This window comes from Shinella oryzae (assembly GCF_023038235.1).
GTDB lineage: Bacteria > Pseudomonadota > Alphaproteobacteria > Rhizobiales > Rhizobiaceae > Shinella > Shinella sumterensis.
In genome coordinates this window covers 90343-108120 of record NZ_CP081988.1, presented here as the reverse complement: position 1 = coordinate 108120, position 17778 = coordinate 90343, and the positions used below count along the sequence as shown (strand labels likewise).

At 59.1% G+C, this 17778-nt stretch carries 19 protein-coding genes; 8 read left to right on the top strand and 11 right to left on the bottom strand.

The window, feature by feature from the left end; translation table 11 throughout:
• Positions 1 to 50: 50 nt before the first annotated feature.
• The 4 genes from K6301_RS16740 to K6301_RS16725 all read left to right on the top strand — a co-directional run bounded on the left by K6301_RS16740 (position 51) and on the right by K6301_RS16725 (position 2571).
• Positions 51 to 527 carry a hypothetical protein gene (locus K6301_RS16740; protein WP_247221647.1) on the top strand — a complete coding sequence of 159 codons (477 nt, stop codon included), beginning with the start codon at positions 51 to 53 and terminating at the stop codon, positions 525 to 527.
• On the top strand, positions 520 to 1023 hold the full coding sequence (locus K6301_RS16735) for an ABZJ_00895 family protein (RefSeq protein ID WP_247221646.1): 504 nt from the start codon (positions 520 to 522) through the stop codon (positions 1021 to 1023). Before K6301_RS16740 ends, K6301_RS16735 begins: the two co-directional genes overlap by 8 nt.
• Before the next feature lie 236 nt (positions 1024 to 1259).
• On the top strand, positions 1260 to 1661 hold the full coding sequence (locus K6301_RS16730; protein ID WP_247221645.1) for a hypothetical protein: 402 nt from the start codon (positions 1260 to 1262) through the stop codon (positions 1659 to 1661).
• A gap of 184 nt (positions 1662 to 1845) precedes the next feature.
• Complete coding sequence (locus K6301_RS16725) at positions 1846 to 2571, top strand: hypothetical protein (RefSeq protein ID WP_247221644.1); 726 nt, start codon at positions 1846 to 1848, stop codon at positions 2569 to 2571.
• A gap of 262 nt (positions 2572 to 2833) precedes the next feature.
• Here the strand turns inward: K6301_RS16725 and K6301_RS16720 are convergent, their stop codons facing one another.
• Positions 2834 to 4114: an SGNH/GDSL hydrolase family protein gene (locus K6301_RS16720; RefSeq protein ID WP_247221642.1), complete on the bottom strand. Its 1281-nt coding sequence runs from the start codon at positions 4112 to 4114 to the stop codon at positions 2834 to 2836.
• Between the two features lie 299 nt (positions 4115 to 4413).
• On the opposite strand from K6301_RS16720, the gene K6301_RS16715 reads away from it, so the two are divergent.
• On the top strand, positions 4414 to 5319 hold the full coding sequence (locus tag K6301_RS16715; protein ID WP_247221641.1) for a LysR family transcriptional regulator: 906 nt from the start codon (positions 4414 to 4416) through the stop codon (positions 5317 to 5319).
• A 206-nt stretch (positions 5320 to 5525) separates the two neighbouring features.
• Positions 5526 to 6338: an alpha/beta fold hydrolase gene (locus K6301_RS16710; RefSeq protein ID WP_247222526.1), complete on the top strand. Its 813-nt coding sequence runs from the start codon at positions 5526 to 5528 to the stop codon at positions 6336 to 6338.
• Positions 6339 to 6391: 53 nt separating this feature from the next.
• Here the strand turns inward: K6301_RS16710 and K6301_RS16705 are convergent, their stop codons facing one another.
• The 10 genes from K6301_RS16705 to K6301_RS16660 form a co-directional block, all read right to left on the bottom strand.
• On the bottom strand, positions 6392 to 6592 hold the full coding sequence (locus K6301_RS16705) for a PhzF family phenazine biosynthesis protein (RefSeq protein WP_247221640.1): 201 nt from the start codon (positions 6590 to 6592) through the stop codon (positions 6392 to 6394).
• Positions 6593 to 7058: 466 nt separating this feature from the next.
• The gene (locus tag K6301_RS16700) at positions 7059 to 8045 is read right to left on the bottom strand and encodes an aldo/keto reductase (protein ID WP_247221639.1); all 987 of its coding nucleotides are present in this window, start codon (positions 8043 to 8045) and stop codon (positions 7059 to 7061) included.
• Positions 8046 to 8171: 126 nt separating this feature from the next.
• Positions 8172 to 8960, bottom strand: a complete 789-nt coding sequence (locus tag K6301_RS16695) for an amino acid ABC transporter ATP-binding protein (protein WP_281505895.1) — start codon at positions 8958 to 8960, stop codon at positions 8172 to 8174.
• Positions 8961 to 9013: 53 nt separating this feature from the next.
• Positions 9014 to 9880, bottom strand: coding sequence for a transporter substrate-binding domain-containing protein (locus tag K6301_RS16690; protein ID WP_247221638.1), 867 nt, complete (start codon positions 9878 to 9880; stop codon positions 9014 to 9016).
• 44 nt (positions 9881 to 9924) lie between these two features.
• On the bottom strand, positions 9925 to 10572 hold the full coding sequence (locus tag K6301_RS16685) for an amino acid ABC transporter permease (protein WP_425475441.1): 648 nt from the start codon (positions 10570 to 10572) through the stop codon (positions 9925 to 9927).
• A 13-nt stretch (positions 10573 to 10585) separates the two neighbouring features.
• The gene (locus tag K6301_RS16680) at positions 10586 to 11254 is read right to left on the bottom strand and encodes an amino acid ABC transporter permease (protein WP_247221636.1); all 669 of its coding nucleotides are present in this window, start codon (positions 11252 to 11254) and stop codon (positions 10586 to 10588) included.
• A complete protein-coding gene (locus tag K6301_RS16675; RefSeq protein WP_247221634.1) occupies positions 11251 to 12117 on the bottom strand; it encodes a shikimate dehydrogenase family protein in 867 nt (288 codons plus the stop codon). The genes K6301_RS16680 and K6301_RS16675 overlap by 4 nt, the downstream gene beginning before the upstream one ends.
• Positions 12118 to 12318: 201 nt before the next feature.
• Entirely contained in the window at positions 12319 to 13848 is a 1530-nt protein-coding gene (locus tag K6301_RS16670; RefSeq protein ID WP_247221632.1) for an acyl CoA:acetate/3-ketoacid CoA transferase, read from the bottom strand.
• Positions 13845 to 14306 (bottom strand): MaoC family dehydratase, encoded by a 462-nt coding sequence (locus K6301_RS16665; RefSeq protein ID WP_247221631.1) that lies wholly within the window; start codon positions 14304 to 14306, stop codon positions 13845 to 13847. The genes K6301_RS16670 and K6301_RS16665 overlap by 4 nt, the downstream gene beginning before the upstream one ends.
• A gap of 23 nt (positions 14307 to 14329) precedes the next feature.
• A complete protein-coding gene (locus K6301_RS16660; RefSeq protein ID WP_247221630.1) occupies positions 14330 to 15358 on the bottom strand; it encodes an alcohol dehydrogenase catalytic domain-containing protein in 1029 nt (342 codons plus the stop codon).
• A gap of 119 nt (positions 15359 to 15477) precedes the next feature.
• Here K6301_RS16660 and K6301_RS16655 point away from each other — a divergent pair, with 119 nt between their 5' ends.
• Entirely contained in the window at positions 15478 to 16254 is a 777-nt protein-coding gene (locus K6301_RS16655; protein WP_247221629.1) for an IclR family transcriptional regulator, read from the top strand.
• Positions 16255 to 16257: 3 nt separating this feature from the next.
• The gene (locus tag K6301_RS16650) at positions 16258 to 17040 is read left to right on the top strand and encodes an IclR family transcriptional regulator (protein ID WP_247221628.1); all 783 of its coding nucleotides are present in this window, start codon (positions 16258 to 16260) and stop codon (positions 17038 to 17040) included.
• The last annotated feature ends 738 nt before the right edge of the window (positions 17041 to 17778 follow it).

The following is a 17778-nucleotide window of genomic DNA, read 5'->3' as shown; positions in this document are numbered from 1 at the left end:
ATCGGCGCTGACACACAGCGCTTTATTGCGATGCAGAATGGAAGTTGGAGATGCAGAAAAGCTCTGAGATAAAGATTTTTCGTTCCGTGCCAAAGTTGCTTGTCATGTCTGGCATTATTTTGGGATTTGCTCTGGTCCTTGGCTGGATTGCCCTTCAACGATTTCTCGCGCGTGACGCTGAACCGCTCGACCAGGCATTTTACTGGATATGCGGTTTGGCCGCTTTCGCAGTCCTGCTGTTCTGCATACGCGTGCTGCCGCTATGGAGGCATGTCGCTTCACCATTTGTGATTCTCTCCCGCGACGGCATCACATTTCCGGGAAAGCCCACATTGGCCTGGTCGGACCTGACCGAGAATGACTGGCACTACATCGGCGTTGGACCGTTCGTGGCGGGTGCGACGCTGGTCGTCCGGGCACGCGGAAATCGCCATGGCGGTGAAGCCTTGACGCTCGCCTGCAATGCCAAGCAGTACTTCCGCCATTGCGATTCTCTTCGCCAAACGGCAGGTCCCAAAAATGTCTGATCGCGCAGAAGAACGAAAGGTTCTTATACAATTCACATGCTGGCTGATCGGCGCCACCATCCTCTTCCTGATCATCGATATCGCGCTTTCCTTTCTTTCGAACATTTCGATGCCGGGGCACGTGATGAATTCGATCCTGGTCTGGGGATGTGCGATGATCGCGGGAGATCGCCATTATAAACGGCGGGGAGAACTTCCGACGAAAATGTTCTCCTGGCGCATCGCTGCTCAATTTACATTGATCAACTTCGCCCTGGCGCTGCTGGCGGTTTCGGTCCTCCTCCTGATCCTGACGGCCACGAGCAATGGGGAGGAAATCACCGATCCGCTTTATGACTATATGGGAGGGCTCTCGATCATTTTGGATCATTGGTGGTTGATGGCAGCGATTTTGGCTCTCGTGACGGTGGTCAACCTTCTGCTCAGCCGTTTCGGTTTTTCCGTCGGCGCCAGTTCCGCAAGGACGCAGGCCCAGAAACACGCCAAACGAGAATAAACGAGTGATTTCGGACGTATAGCTTGCGTGTGTCCTGCAGATCGTCATCGCACGATGATGGTATCGCGGGACGCATTGAAGGGTGCACCGCGTCGAAAACGTGGGCACAACATTTGAATGAGTGAGGACATGGAATGCCGAAATATCCGAGGATGGTAATACTCACGACGGCTCTGCTCATGCTCCCTGTTGCCGCACAGGCACAGAGCGAAGGCGGGCTTGCGGAGCGGAGGGCAATGGCAGCATACTCGAAGGATGTCTGGCCGTCGCTGGAGAAGCAGATCCAGGATGCCGCCGGTTTTCCCGTCGCTGTTTCGCTCGACGCTGACAGCCTCGCGATTAAGGGCTATGCGGATTCTTACGCGCTTGACGATTATCTGCGCAAACCGATCATCGACCCTGTCATCAAAGCGCTCTCGGCCATCACGTCCGATGCAATGGGCAAGGACGCGCTTCGGGCGAAGCTGAAATCCGTTGTCATATCCTACGATGAAGCCACAGCGCCCGTATCCAACTATGCGGATGGCATCACCTTCGCGGATGGAACGCTGAGGGTGAACTGGAAACCCTATACGAATGTCGATGACATCGACGCCCGCGTCGCGGCGCTTACAAAGGTTCTCGAGAACAATCTCTGACCGGGTGCGACTGAACCGGCGTTCCGCAAAGCGTTGCGCCGGCGCAGACCTGCATTATCGTGAAGGAGCGGGACGCCAAGCCGCCCCCGCGATAGCGCCTCCTCGACGTCAACCCGTATGGCCGCGGCGCACAGTGCCCCTGCGCCCGGCAGCAATTCCAACCATCGAAATTCAGGTTTTCAAAATGCTTCGTATGGCTTTTCTCTCAACCGCGATGTTCCTTATCCCTACGTTGACATTGGCGCAGTCCGCCGTCGATCTCGAGACGTTGCACAAGGCGGACGCCTTGATGGAACAGGTCCGTGCCGCCGACAGTACACAACTCCTCGATCTCGTGGCTGAATTCGAGCCGCTGGTGAAAACCGATGGCCTGTCTGCTGCGTGCCAGGCCGTGATCGCATCCATGCAGTCGCTTGCATCGACGACGGTCACCACGGACGCTGCGGCGGCTGTCCCAGAGGAAATGCGGGAAGGTCTGGACGCAGCCAGGCAGGCGGCGGAACAGAAACTGCAGATCGAGCGTGAGGCTTGCGCAACGCCAAGCGAGGCGCCGGCAGATGCCACGCAAGCCGATGATACCGGCGCGGAGACGGGCGATCCGGCAAGCGCGCAAGAGCAGGAAGAAATATCGGTGCGCGACGCACTCATTGATATCCGTGGTCAATCCCTGGCCGCCTTCGAGGCGAAAGACAAGGCGACGCTCGGTGCGCTCGGTACCGTTCTTGCCGGCATGGGAAAGGACCAGAAACTCGAATTGAACTGCAGACTGGCTGCAACAGCGCTCGCGCGCCAGATCAAGCAGTACGGCAAGGCGCTCGACGCCAAGGATGCTGACATGCACAAGATCGCAATGGTGGGCGCCGAAATGGCTGGTACCGCCGCTGACAGCAATATCGAGCAATGCGAATGACAGCACCTGTGTCGGCGCCGCCCTTATCCCAGTCGCGGGCATATCGCCGCGCTGGAAGCGCTCGCTGACAATGCCAGAGGAACAGGCGACAGGCCGCCGGACGCTCGACCGGCGGCGTAAAATGCCAAATGCCCTGCACGCGGTTACTTCGTTTGTAGACTACGTCCGCTGATGGTCGACGCTGACAACCAGTCCCTTGAGGCCGGATGTAACCGAAGCAGCGATATTCCATCACATGCTCCTTCGTCATGAGCGGATAGGTTTAGCGTCCGAGCAATTCGTCCAGGTCGACGGCCTCGGCCATCGCTCGATTGCCCGCGTCGCCGGGATGCAGGTGATCTCCGGAATCGAAGGCGGGGGCGATCCGTGACTGATCCGCCGGATCCCTTAACAGCGCGTCAAAATCGACAACAGCGTCGAATGCGCCACTCGTCCTGATCCAGCGGTTAATCTCTTGGCGCAGCGCATCTTTTTCGGGCTTGTAGTAGCCATCGAGCGGCGTTCCCGACAGCGCGCCCTTGAACGGCGTCAGGGTCGCCCCGACCAGCCGGATATTGTGTGCTTGCGCGAGCGCGATGATCTGCTGGTAGCCGGCAATCATTTCCTTTGCAGTCGGACGCGCCTGACCTGGAGCAAAGGCCGTTCCAGGCCAGGATATATCGTTGATGCCGATCAGGAGAATCGCGGCCCTCACCTTCGGCTGTGCGAACACGTCCCGTTCCAGACGCGCGGCAACATTCACGCCCATCTTGTCGCGAAGCAGCCGTCCGCCGGAAATGCCCGCATTCAAAACCGCGATCCGCTCCGGCGTAAGTCGCTTGGCGAGGACATCTGTCCAGCGCGTGTCTGCATCGACCGTCGCACCGTTTCCGTCGGTGATCGAATCCCCGATGACGACCACTGTGCCCTCGTTCGGCGTATCGACCATAACTTTGCTGAGAAAGACGCGGGCGTCCGTCGTTTCCGTTGCGGCAAAGCCCTCCGATTGCGTCTGATTTCCTTTGCCGAACCAAGCCGTCTGACGACCGTCCCAATGGAAGGTCGTCAAGGGCGTTTTGTCGGGCAGGTAGATCGACACGACGAGCTTTGCCTGTGCATCGACAGTGAGGAGCAGCGGATCGCTGATGGCGGGCGCCCCTGGCGGAACGACGATGTCGTCCTTGCCGCTGAAGGTAACCTTGCGAAGTGAGCCCGCTGCGACAGCACCGTTGTCTCCCGCAAATCCGATGCTCGCGCCGCCGATCCGCAATGGACGGTCGCCATAGGTATTGGAGAAGACCAGTCGCACGCGTGACCCACCGACACTGACGCGGACGGCTTGCCGGAAGGTCTGATCCGTCACCGATGCGGGAAGCTTGGTGGGGAGCGGGAAATCGCGGTCCCACACCGGTTGCGGACTGGCCATCCAGGTCGTGGCCCAACTGCGGTCGTCGGCAAACGTAGCCGACGATGACAAGGTGGCAGTGAGCGCCACGGCGGCAGCTAGAAGGGCCGACCGGATTCGTCTCAAGCGTGCAATGGCTGTGAAGGAATGAAGGGACATTGAATGTTCGATCCTTATGAACGGCATTCCAGCCCCGGCTGGGTTGAGACTGGTGCTTTGGGCCCCGAGCAAGGCGTGCTTTTAGCGAGTGCTCCAAAGGGCGGCAGTGATGCCGGCACCGGGGCTTTACGCCCCGCGATGCTTCGACACATAGAAGATAGACCAGCCCGGAACGATGACGTAGAGTGCGTCCTGGAACATCATTTGTGAATCTAATTCTATAGGCGCCTGGATTAAGGTGACGGGATTTCGTCGCAAAGAAGAACACTGGCGCATCGCTCGAAAGGATCCTGTGAGATATGGCGGGCCTTCACCAGAACAGATCCGGCGAGATGGAGGTGTTCGTGCGCGTGGTCGAACTGGGAGGATTTTCACCGGCCGCGCGCGCGGAGAAAATGACGCCCTCCGCGGTGAGCAAACTGATCTCACGGCTAGAGACGCGGCTTGGAGCGCGATTGCTCAACCGCTCCACACGGCAACTGCTGCTCACCCCGGAAGGATGCGCCTTCTACGAACGCGCAACACGCATCCTCGCGGATATTGAAGATGCCGAGCGCGCAGCTGGCGCCGGCGAGCAGGCGATGGGCCGCGTGCGGATCAACACAAGCGCATCCTACTTCAATCATATCCTCGCGCCCGTCCTGCCGGATTTCCTGGCGCGGCATCCGGGCGTAACATTGGACATCACGCAGACCGACGCAGTCGTCGACCTGCTGGCCGAGCGCGCCGATGTCGCGATCCGCGCCGGGCCGCTCAAAAGCTCAAGCCTCATCGCCCGCAAGCTCGGCGAGACCGCCCTGACCATCGTCGCCGCGCCGGCCTATCTCGAACGCTGCGGCGAACCACGTTCTGTCGCCGAGCTCGACGCCCACACGCGTCTCAGCTTCGGATATGTGCGCGCTATCGATGGCTGGCCGCTCTTGGAGGATGCAAAGACGATCGTGGTACCGGCGACAGGACGCGTGCAGGCGAGCGACGGCGAAGGCCTGCGGCGTCTTGCGCTTGCAGGTGTCGGCCTTGCGCGCCTCACCTCATTCACCGTTCGCGAGGACATTGCCGCCGGGCGGTTATCACCGGTTCTTGAACATCTCAACCCGGGCGACAAAGAGGCCTTCCATGCCGTTTATGTCGGCCAAGGGGGGCCACTTCCATCGCGCGTGCGGGTCGTGCTGGATTTTCTTACCCAACACGCTCGCGTGAACTAGAGGTCAGCGCAAGCCGAAGATGCTGCGCAGTCTCTCGGGGCGTGTTTGACGTGCGCGAAGATCGGGATGTCCGCAGGCGCGTTCCTCCGATGAGTGTCCGTCTCAAGCCGGTCAAGATCGTCGGTGATCGCAGTGTTAGCCGTTTGCAATACGGCCATCCATGGTCTTCAATCCATGTGCCACTCAACGAACATGGGGCTACTGCCATGCTGGACCTTCCCTATACCACGAGCTTTGAGGGAAACGCCGTTCGTTGGGGCAAGGTGGGGAGTGGCCCTCCTCTGGTAGCGATACATGGAACCCCCTTCTCATCGCAGGTCTGGCGCAGGATCGTGCCGCACTTCGCCGACCGGAGGACCGTCTATTACTTCGATCTGGTCGGCTACGGGTTATCCGAAACGCGCGAAGGGCAGGACGTGTCTTTGGGGATTCAGAACCGGGTGCTCGCATGCCTATTCGCGGAATGGGGCGTTGAACGCCCCGATGTACTGGCGCACGATTTTGGCGGCGCCACAGCGCTACGCGGCTACTATCTGAACGGTCTGCGTTATCGCTCCCTCACAATATTCGATGCCGTTGCCCTCGCTCCCTGGGGATCGGCCTTCGTCCAGCATGTCCGGCAGCATGAGGCGGCTTTCTCGGGAATGCCGGACTACATGCACCTGGCGCTGCTGCGAGCCTATTTGCAGACGGCAGCCTATAATTCCTTGTCCGAACAAGCATTGGAGATCTACAGCGCGCCATGGCTCGGACCGGTGGGGCGGCCTGCATTCTACCGGCAGATCGCTCAGATGGAGCAGCGGTTCACGGACGAAGTCGAAGTACGTTACGGTCGAATGGATTGCCCAGTCACTGTGCTCTGGGGTCTTGAAGATGAATGGATCCCCCATGAGAAGGGAAAGGCCCTCGCCGCAATGATATCCGACCGCCCGTTGATCACCGTTCCACAAGCCGGACATCTGATGCAAGAAGACCGGCCGGAAGTCTTGGTGGCAGAGGTCTCGAAAAACCTCAGCTGAGGCCACGCGGAACCGGCGGCGACTTGCCCTGGACGAAGACGTCTGTAGAACAATCAGCTGATGACGGAGGACGTGCCCCGCACATGGACCGGCGCGCCGCGCTCGGGCGTAAGCTCAACCTCGATCCGGCAGGGCTGTCCCATGTCCTCCCCTTGCATGATGGTAATCGTACCGCTCTCGAGCGTGCGCAGATCGCGAAGCGTTCCTGCGAACGCCGCGGCGGCCGCTCCGGTCGCCAGGTCCTCGAGTAACACGCACTGGTGGGATGCCAATATAAGCCTCGCGCCGACACAGATAGCGATTTCGTCTGGCTGCGAAGCATGAACGTCATACTGTCCTGATGGAACCCATGTTCACAAAGAAAACTTAGCTCCCACTGAACGCAGCCAAGGCGATTCGCGACTCTCAAGCCATACTTTCCGCCGCGACGCCAAGGACTTTCAGGACGTTGTAGAAGGCCAAGACCGGCTCTCGCTCCTTTGCATTCCAAACGGCATGCCACGTAATGGTCGCCTCCTGGTAAATGCCGGCGACGAGATTGTCGGTGCCATCGGCGTCTCGCGGACAGGTGACGAGGCGGACGGCGATCTTGGCCGCTTCGCAGCATCGATACTCACAGGCCACTAGATTTAAATCAAGACGTACATGCGAGTCTTTGATACCGACCCGGCAAGGCAATGAGCGCGAACGCGTTGCGCGGCATCGAACCCAGTCGTTCCCTTACGAAAACGCCGTCACGTTGTGTGGAACATAAGCCGCTTCAAGCTCCTTTAATTCTTTCTGGTCGAGTTGGATACTTATTGCGTTGACTGCATCATCGAGATGACGCAGCTTCGTGGCGCCGACGATTGGTGCAGTGACCGGTTTCTTTTGAAGAACCCAGGCCAATGCGATCTGGGCCTGCGGCACCCCGCGCCTTTCGGCAACCAAGCCGACCGCTTCCACCACCTTCCGATCGGCTACGACTGAATCCTTAAACAGGCTGTTACCATAACTATCCTGATCGGCCCGAGCACTGTCTCCAGCATTGCCAGGCGCGCGCGAGAGGCGGCCTCGCGCGAGCGGACTCCACGGGAGGACACCGATCTTCTGGTCTTCGCATAGCGGCAGCATTTCACGCTCTTCCTCTCGATATAGCAGATTGAGCTGGTTCTGCATGGAAACGAAGGGCGTCCATCCATTCATTCGCGCCACATGGAGCGCCTTGCTGAACTGCCAGGCGAACATCGAAGATCCGCCGATATAGCGCGCCTTACCCGCCTTGACGACGTCGTGCAGCGCCTCCATCGTCTCCTCGATCGGCGTCGTGTAGTCCCATCGATGGATCTGGTAGAGATCGATGTAATCCGTGCCGAGCCGCCGCAGGCTGCCATCGACCTCCGCCATGATAGCCTTGCGTGAAAGGCCTCCCCCGTTCGGCGCCGAACGCATCGGCAGGCCCACCTTGGTCGCGATGACGACGTCCTCACGCTGCGCGAAATCCTTGAGTGCGCGCCCGACGATCTCTTCGCTCGCGCCCAAGGAATAGGTGTTCGCCGTGTCGAAGAAATTGATCCCGGCATCCAGCGCCTTCTTGATGAAGGGTCTCGATTCCTCTTCGGATAGCGACCACGTCTGTGGGCCGACGCCCGGCGTGCCATAGGCGAGGCAGCCGAGGCAGAGCCTGGAAACCGTAAGACCGGTATTGCCAAGGCGTATATAGTCCATCTTCAAGCTCTCAATTCTGGAATTCTGACTGGAGGTGCGGTCGTCCCGCGCCTGTTCATCCTATGCCCCCCGCTTATGGAGGAGCGAACCGTCTGCTACGCAAAACCGAGACGGTACCCGACGTCTCTAGTGGTTGAGAATCTGGCCAAGGAAGTTTCGGGTACGCTCGCTTTTCGGAGCGGAGAAGAACTCTTCAGGGGGCGCCTTTTCGATGATCTCGCCGCCATCCATGAAGATCAACTGATCGGCCACACTCCGGGCAAACCCCATCTCATGCGTGACGCAAAGCATCGTCATGCCTTCCTGTGCAAGGCTGACCATTGTGTCGAGCACTTCCTTGACCATTTCCGGATCGAGCGCGGAAGTGGGCTCATCGAACAGCATGACCTTTGGCGTCATGCAGAGCGCACGCGCGATCGCAACGCGTTGTTGTTGGCCGCCGGACAGCTGTGCCGGATATTTGTTGGCCTGATCGGGAATGCGGACACGCTCGAGATATGTCATGGCGATGGCCTCAGCGTCCTTGCGAGGAACCTTGCGGACCCGGATCGGCGCGAGCATGCAATTCTCGAGAACCGTCAGATGGGGGAAGAGATTGAACTGCTGGAAAACCATCCCCACTTCCGCACGCACGGCGTTGACGTTCTTGAGGCTCTCGCCGAGAGAGATCCCGTCGACGACAATGCTACCTGCCTCAAACTCCTCGATCCGGTTGACGCATCGGATCATCGTCGATTTACCCGAACCCGACGGACCGCAGATCACGATCCGCTCACCTTTGGCTACCTCGAGATTGATGTTCTTCAAGGCGTGGAACGCGCCGTAATATTTCTGCAGGCCGGTTATCGTGATGATCGGCTCTTCGTTTGCCTTGTGCGTATCGGCGACATGGGCGTGAATTTGTGCGGATGCCATTATATCTCCTGCCGGGTGGTCGGACCGGCATCAGCCGGTCCGACTGGGTACGCTCAGTTGGGAATCTCGACAGGCAGGGGAGCATCGCCCTCGCCGGTCGTCGGCAGTTCGGCGACCATATCCTTGCCGATCCACTGCTTGTAGAGGGCAGACAGTTCGCCGCTTTCGATCAGCTTGCCGATCACGCCGTTCAAATGGTCAGCGAATTCGCGCGATTGAGGCCGTACCGCCACGCCGTTGAAGACACGCGACAGGACGAACTTCTGCTCGAACTTGCCCGGTCCTGCGACCTTCTCGATATTGCCGAGCTGCGTGAACGCGGCTCCAATAATGTCGACCTGACCTGAAATAAGCGCCTGAACCGTCGAGGCATCGTCGTCGAAGCGCTGAATCGTCGCGCCCGCCGGGTTTGCCGTCGTTACAGCCTTGTCCTGCGGAGTGCCGCGCGGCACCCCTACGCGTGCGCCGTTGAGATCGTCCCAACCGCTTGCCTTGAGATCGGCCCGGCCGATGAACACGTTGTCATTGTTGCAGTAGGGACGCGAAAAGAGCACTACCTTCTGGCGGTCGGGGAAGATTCCCATGACAGCTGCCAACATATCGACCTGTCCCGTCAGAAGCGTCGCGATGCGGTTGGCCGGCGTGACGGGAACGAATTCCACGTCCACGCCGAGTTCTTTTGCGATCAGCCGCACGAACTCGACATCGAAGCCGGTCAGCTTGCCGGATTCATCGGTGTAACCCCAGGGAACCTGTGCGACCTGGACCCCGGCCTTCAGAACCTTGCGGTCCTTGATCTCCTGCACGCTCTGAGCGGCGGCGATGGATGGCATCAGCGTCAGGGCCAGGGCTCCACCCGCAGCACCCAGAAACAGGCGTCGGTTCATTCCTTTCAGAAGTGTCTTGTTGATTTCGGTCATGCTTTCTCCTCCTTGGAAGCGGCGTCGTGCCGCGGTCGATTTATTTAGGTGTTCGTGGCGAACCGTCGTTCGTAGCGAGCGCTTAGGCGCGAGAGCGGGAAGCAGATCGCAAAGTAGCACGCTGCGGCGAGGCCATAGGCAATGAGCGGCTTGTATGTCGTGCTGGCCGCGATTTGCGCGCTGCGCGACAGCTCGACGAAGCCGATAATCGCGGCAAGCGACGTTCCCTTGATCAACTGCACGAGAAATCCGATCGTCGGGGCAAAGGAAAGCTTGACGGCTTGCGGCAACACGACATCGCGCATCCTGCTGACATATCCGAGACCGAGCGCGGAAGCCGCCTCGCTCTGTCCCTTCGGCACCGCCTGGATGCCGCCCCTCCATATCTCGCCGAGAAACGCGCTGGCGTGGAGTGTCAGGCCGATTGCCACCGCCGTCCATGCGCTGACGTGGTAGCCGAACACGGGCAAGCCGTAGTAGACGAGAAACAGTTGCATCAGCATCGGCGTGCCCTGGAAAAAATCGATGTAGGCGCCTGCGAGCGCGCGCAGCCATTTCCATGCGGATGTCCGGGCAAGAGCCACCAGGGTGCCGAACACCCCTCCTCCGATGAACGCCACGGCGGACAGGGCGAGCGTTGTCCACATGCCCTGAAGGATCGACATAACTTCCAGTAGACCGAAATCACGTATCATTCCCGTCGCCTCACTTGATCGGATAGGAGAAGAATGCGCGATCTATTCCCTTAAAGATAAAGGAGAAAATCATTGACAGCGCGAAATAGAGAAGGGTCGCCACGATATAGATCTCGAAGCTTCGGAACAGGTCACTATCGATAAGCTGGGCGGTCGATGTCAGCTCCTCGGCGGAAATCGAGGAGACGATACTGGTGGTCAGCAGGGCAAGAATGAATTGCCCCGAAAGCGCGGGATAGATGATCCGCAAGGCGGGCTTCAGGATGATATATCGGAACACCTGGAGCGGGGTGAGGCCAAGCGCAGCACCCGCTTCAAACTGGCCGCGTGGAATGGAATCGACTCCGCCACGAATGATTTCGGCAGAGAAGGCTCCGCAATTCAGGCTCAACGCGATGAAAGCTGCCGTCCAGGGCGTGAAACTGATCCCGATCGTCGGCAAGCCGAAGAAGATGAAGAAGACCTGTACGAGGAACGGAGTGTTTCGGATGACCTCGATATAGGAAAGCGCGACCGCACGCAGCACGGCCATTCCGCTGCGTCGCGCCAGCACGGTGGCGATGCCGATCACGAAACCGCAGACGACGGCGGTCGCGGCGAGCCAGAGCGTCAGCAGGCAGGCATGCAGAAACTGCGGCCAGTAGGGGAGAAGAACTCCGAAGTCGAATTGATAGGTCACGGCATGGTTCCTCGGCCAGCAATGGCGTGGAGCGGATCGGATCGCACATCCGGGTCGGGTATGCGGAAAAAGCGGCGGTAGAGATCGATCTGCGGCTCAAGCATTCGCATGCCGGCAAGCGTTCGAAATCCACGCCTGTGCGCCTCAAGCAGAAGGCGCGTTTCAGCGGGCTTCATGATGATTTCGGCGACGAGGGCATTGGGGTTTAACCCATCGAGCGAAAAAGGGAGCGGATCAGCCTCATCGAGACCAACGGGCGTCGCGTTCACGACGATGTCAGCGTCGCGATGCTCGCCCGCGACCGCATGTTTCACCTTACCCGGCCACAGCCGATCCAGCCGCTCGCAAAGATCTTGTGCTCGTGTCGTGGACAAATCGGACACATGCACGCAAGCGGCATTCGCCTTTAGGACGCCCGCAGCGATCGACGACCCGGCGCCACCGGCGCCGTAGACGAACACGGTCTTGCCCTCGATCGGTTCGCCGGAAGCGAGCAGCCCTGTTACGAACCCGATGCCATCGAAGTTCTCCGCCGACCAGCGACCGTCAGGCTCGCGTCGCAAGGCATTGGCGCAGCCCGCCGCTGTCGCGACCGGACCGGCACCGTCGGCGTGTTTCAGCAGCTCGAACTTGTGCGGTATCGTTGCCAGAAAGCCGCCGACATTGGCGGCCGACTTCAACGCCTCGATGAGCGCCGGAGCCTGCGCAGGCCCGACTTCGATGGGAACCATCGTCGCATTGGCTCCGCTTTGCGCAAACGCCGTGTTCATGAGCTGCGGCGCCTTCACCTGCGACACAGGATAACCGATGATGATGAAAACCTGCGTGGCGCCGTCAGGGCTTGGAACGAGCTGCCGCGTCATCTCACAGCCCCCGGAAGGAGGGCAGTGCGGCATAGTGCATTTCCGCGTTCTTCGCGCTTTTTGCCAAACAGGCCGTCATGGCAATGCGCATTGGTGCAGAATGTCATCAGGCTCCTCCTTCCATCAGTCTTCTCCAACCGCGGGCGTATCTGCAGTCACAGTAAGCATGCCCCGATCGCTCATTGATCGACGCGGTTTTCACTATTCCGCGAACAGACTCGAATCCATCAATGCAGGCGGCTTGGGAATGAGCGGCTTGAAGTCCATTTGGTCGAGCACGTCATTCTGGATATCGATGCCGGGGGCGACTTCCGTCAGCACAAGTCCATCCTCTACAAGCTCGAATACCGCACGCTCGGTGACGAACACCGCAGAGTGTCCGCGCTTAAAGGCCTCCCGGCCTGAATAGGTGATCTGCTCGACTGAATTTACCAGCTTGCGAACCTGTCCGGCTTTCCGCACCTTGATGCCGCCGGCCGAGATTTGGACATCCGAGCCCTTCGTGTCGAACGTTCCGCAGAAAACCACGCGCTTGGCATTTTGCGCGATATCCATGAAGCCGCCCGGGCCCACGGTCAGCCCGCCGAGTTTCGATACATTGACGTTACCGACGGCGTCGAGCTCACCAAAGCCGAGGAACGCCATGTCGAGGCCGCCGCCGGCATAGAAGTCGAATTGCGACGGTCCGTCGATCATTGCGGACGGGCTGCGCGCAAAACCGAACAGCAGGCCCACGAGAAGCGAGCCACCATAGGTCCCGTGTTCGATCGTTTGATAGTACCGGTCGACTTCATTACGGTCTGCGACAAGCTTGGCCACACCCTCGCCGATGCCGACACCGAAATTGATGACGGTACCGTCACGCAGTTCGCGATGGGCGCGCCGAGCGATCAGGCTGCGCACGTTCAGCGCCTCCGGCGGGCTCAGTGCGATAGGTCCCCTGCGCTCTCCTGAAAGTGTCGGATCGTAAGGCAGATCGTAGCTTGGACGCTGATCGGGATCGACCACGACGGCATCAACGATTGCGCCCGGCACACGCACCGAACGCGCCGGCAGAGAGTTCGTATCGACGGCAGTTCGAACCTGGGCGATGACGATGCCACCGGAATTGTGCGCAGCGAGTGCAGCCGCGTAGACATCGATGTTCGCTGCTTCCTGGTCGAGGCTGATATTGCCGTCAGCATCACCGAACGATCCGCGGATGATGGTCACGTTGATCGGAAACGACTTGTACCAGAGAAGTTCCTTGCCCCCGATCGTCGCGACCTCCACGAGGTCCTCCTTCGCGGACGCGTTCATCTTGCCGCCATGCTGACGCGGGTCGACGAAGGTTCCAAGCCCGACATGGGTGAACAAACCCGGTCGTCCTCCGCCAATCTCGCGATAAAGCTGCATGACGCATCCGCTTGGCATCACGTAAGCTTCGATCTTCTCGTCGCGCGCCATCTCCTGCATCTTTGGAGACCACACCCAGTGCCCGCCGATGACGCGCTTCACAAGGCCCTCATGGGCAAAGTGGTTCATGCCTTCCTGTTTCTTGTCGCCGATGCCGAGTGCATGCACGACCGTCAGGTTCCGCGGTGCGCCGGTTTCGAGAAAGCGACGCGAGACTGCACGGAACGTATGGGTCGCCTCCATCAGACCGCCGCCGCCGCCGATCAGAGCAACCGTGTCGCCGTCCCGGATGAGTTTCACGGCATCGTCTGCGGTCATGAACTTGTTGCGTGTCATGCCGCAACTCCGGCATCGGGACGACGAGGAACCATCAGTCCGTGCTCGCCTTTCTGAACGACTTCGCCATTCTGGTTGACCAGGTCGATATCCATCACGACGATGCCCATGCCGGGCTTGCTGTTAGACGGGCGCATTTCCTTGATGCGGATATGCGCCTGAAGTGTATCACCGATACGGATCGGCTTCTTGAAGGACCATGACCAGCTGAGCGCGATCCCGTCCTTGAATGTAGCGGACTGGACTTTCAAACCGTCGGTCAGGGAGAGACCCATCAGACCGTGCGCGATACGGCCACCGAATTCCGTGGTCTGCGCGTAGACGTTGTCCATATGGATTGGCGAAAAGTCGCCAGCCACGCCGGCATAGGACAAAATATGCCCTTCCGTCACGGTCACGCGCGGCGTGAGCGTTTCCTGGCCAAGAGTCAGATCGTCGAAATACCGTCCGGGAAGCATCGTTCCCACCTCCGCTGTATGTATCATGGAATTAGAAGAACCCGGCCGACCGCCTCGCGCGCCTGCAATTGCCTATGCGCGAAGGCTGCTTCTTCGAGCGGCAGGCGCCGCCAGATCTCGGGCGTGAGAGCATGTGTTTTCATGAACTCCAGAATTTCGCGAACTTCGTGCCGCGACGCGCTCTGGACACCCTCGATACGGAACTCCTTGATGATCAGGAGACCGAGATTGATGGAAACCGGCTTGCCATGAAGCTCACCGATCAGCGCACAACGGCCGCCGGGTGCGAGACTGCGCAGCGTGCCGGCGAAGGTCGGCGAACCGACAAGTTCGACGACCAGATCAACGCCGCGGCCGTCCGTAAGCCGGCGCACGTCGTCGCCAAACGCGCCGTCTTCACTCATGATGACATCGCTTGCGCCCTTGCTTTTCAGAAGCTCGGCTTTTGCAGCACTGCTGGTAATGGCGATGCTTCGCCCACCGAGCGCATTCACGATCTGGATTGCAGCAAGGCCCAGGCCGCCGCTCGCACCGGTTATGACAACTGCCTGCCCCGCCTGGAGATTGCCCACTTGCCGTATCGCCTTATAGGGCGGTCCATAGACACAGGCGGCGAAACACGCGGCCTCCATGGCAAGGCCGTGCGGTATCTTGACGAGATTGCTGGCCAGGAGGACTGCATATTCGGCGTATCCGCCGTCGCGTGTCTGACCGATGTCGCCCTTGGCGAAGCGGCAAAGCGAAGGATGCCCGCGCAGGCAGTCGTCACACTCAAGGCAGGCCTGAAAATTGAAAACAGTCACGCGGTCGCCAGCCGCAAACGCATCAACCCCCGCCCCTACGGAAACCACTTCTCCCGCCAATTCATGGCCGAGCACGCGCGGCAAAGTCATTCGAGAGCGAAGGCCGGACCGCAGGATAAGATCAAGGTGGCACACGCCGCAACATGCGATCTTGACCAGCACCTCTCCCGACGCAACGGGAGGCACGACCACCTCTTCGCAGGTCAAGACATCAGGCTCTCCAAAGGAGCGAAATTTCACAGCTCTCATGCACTCCTCCCCGAATGCGTATATTGGAACCAGTTTCATATGGAACCAGTTCCAGTTTGTCAATCAGAGTGACAACGCGTTCCATTTGGAATAGTGTGGCTGAAATTTTGAGGGGCGGAATGCAACCAACGGATAGAGCGGTATCGGTTATCGAAATACTGGCAAGACATGCATTCGGCCTGCCTTTGTCTGAAATCGCCGATCAACTGTCGATACCACGCAGCGCAACCCACAGACTCCTGGCCGACCTCAGAGACGAAGGGTATGTGAGGCAGGACTATGACGGCGGTGCCTACCGGCTCACGGCTAAGCTTGTTGCCGTCGGTTACGAATATCTCTCGGCAGCGAACGTCTCATCACGCCTCCAGCCCATCATAGACCGGCTCGCCGAACAGACGGGTGAACTTGTCGTGCTTGCGGTCGTCGACCGCGGCAAACTGCTCCGCCTCATTAAGGCGCAGGGCGCGCGCGGAGGGCTTCTCTACAATCCAGATGAGGGGATCGAGGTCTATTTACCGGCGACGTCGAACGGGCACGCCTACCTTTCCGTTCTTGAGGAAGACGAAGCTTTGCAGCTCGTGGCAAGACAGGGCATGAACCAGGAAGGCGCAGGAAAAAATGCGCCCAGAACCATCCGGCAATTGTTCGAATACGTGGAACGTGCCCGCAAAACTGGCATCGCAAGAATTTTTGACGTCTGGGTCGATGGAACATCGGCGATGGCCTCTCCCGTTCTTCGGCCCGGCTCGCGAATCCCGCTTGGAACCATCAGCGTCGCGGGACCGACCATCCGCATGACGAGCGAGCGTATGGATCAGTTCGCCGATGCGCTGAAGGACGCATGCAAAGCGGTTGCGGAAACTGGATTCGACCTCCCGATTTTTGAGCAGGCCTGATCCATGTCCAGTCGCATCCGCAGCATTGCCATCCTTGAGCTTCTGACAGGCCATCCGTGGGGGCTAAAGATGCCCGAGATCGCCTCGAAGCTTGCAATTCCCTTACCTGCGACGACTCGTGTCCTGTCGAGCCTTGTCGCCTCTGGGTACATATTAGGCTCGCTATCCGGAAAAGAGGGCGCATTCCGGTTGAGCCCAAAACTGCCCGCCTTAGGACTTGCGTTTCTCGGCGCAACCGGTGTGACCGATCTCGTGCAGCCGATTCTGGACGATCTCGCCAAAAAGACCGGCGAACTGGTCCGGCTGGCCATCATATCCGGCGAAAAGCTGACATGGGTCGCAGAATCGCAGGGCGCTCGTAGCGGTCTGCTCTACAATCCCGAAGCAGGTAAGGACGTTTATCTGCCGGCAAGCGCCAACGGCCAAGCTTGGCTCTGCTGCCTGTCCGACGATCAGATCCGACGGATGATGGAGCACGAGGACTTTGCTCGCCCGGACGTCGGCCCAGGCGCACCTAGGACCATCGACGCCTTGCTGGACGCAATTTCATGCGCGCGAGAGAGAGGGTTTGCGAGCGTAAGGGACAGCTATACGATTGGGACATCTGCGATGGCCGTGGCAATTGTGAGGCAACCCGGCAATGTGCCGATCGGTACCCTGAGTGTCGCTGGCCCAGCAATGCGGCTGAATGAGTCACGCATGAGGGAGGTATTCCCCTGGCTAAGCGCAAGCGCAAGGGAACTGGCAGCATCAAGCGCTTCCTCCCCCTTGTTCAGCATGATCTAAAGCCGGTAGCTAACCCGCCCTCACCTCGTTCAGTCGGGTCACATTACGCGTGAAGTTGTGACAGGGCTACACGCATTCCTCCGGTCCATTTCATCGAAGCGCCGCGGATGAAAGCGAGAAGAGCTGCTACTGCGCTCTCAATTCTTTGGTATATGCTTTAGGACAAACTCGTGCGCTAGTGTTCAAGATTGGAGAAGAAGTTTTGCGAATTCCTCGCCATCTCGATATCTATCCACGATGGCGGCCGCACGCCTGCATCGCTGAACGATTCTAAAATATTGCAAAACGGAACCAGAGGCGGCGTGCATACCGCGCCCAGATTGACCAGTGCCCGCCCCGAGCTGTTTCAAGTTGAACGCAAGCGAAGGCATCGGCCGGGCCGGAGATCTTAAATGGGCAAGTGATTGATCAATAGGTGGCAATATTCTTCGCCTTCGTGAGGCACGACCGTAGTAGCGGTTCTGTGACGAGTATTTCCATCGTAGAAAAGGAACATTCATGCCTGCCAACGTATGGAAGTTCGCCTAAGCCTTCTGTCAAAACGTCAGTACGCGTTACATGAAGCGTCGCTCAAGAAATCGATCGCAATAATCGACGTGGGGACTAGATTATTGTTGGCGACGCTTCATTCGTGACTTTGTCGCATTTTCGTGTCGCTATGCCATTCTGGTTTGGCGGTGTTATTAGCGCAAAAGCTGGCTGTTGTTTTGCCAAGCCGAAACGTCTGGACCGATCAGA